1 pseudogene is annotated in these 320 nt (G+C 42.8%); it reads right to left on the bottom strand.

From position 1 onward, the window contains the following. Positions 1-320, bottom strand: a pseudogene (locus tag ACFINS_RS10240) (3-isopropylmalate dehydrogenase); the annotation flags it as partial.

Raw genomic sequence — 320 nt, 5'->3', positions numbered from 1 at the left:
TAAATGCGGAGTCACATAAGAATTAGGTTCTTGTTCATGCGGTAAAACAACATTTAAACCAACCGTTGGTGCACCAACATCAACAGCACCTCGACTCCCCGCTTCCATTATCCCTGGCCCTCCCCCTGTGACAACCACAAATTCACGATACTCGGTCGTAGCAGAATAGCATGAACATAAACGTGCAAATTCCCTTGCTTCATCATAATAATGTGACATAGCATGCAAATTCTTCTTTTGTGTTTCATTTTTTGCTGCCCACGCTTCTTTTCCAGGTTTTGGAATACGCGCACCACCAAATAAAACGACTGTTGATTGAA

The sequence above is a fragment of the Bartonella sp. AA2SXKL genome (assembly GCF_042197205.1).
Taxonomy (GTDB): Bacteria; Pseudomonadota; Alphaproteobacteria; order Rhizobiales; family Rhizobiaceae; genus Bartonella.
Note: the sequence above shows the minus strand (reverse complement) of the source record. Positions and strands in the feature narration are given on the sequence as shown.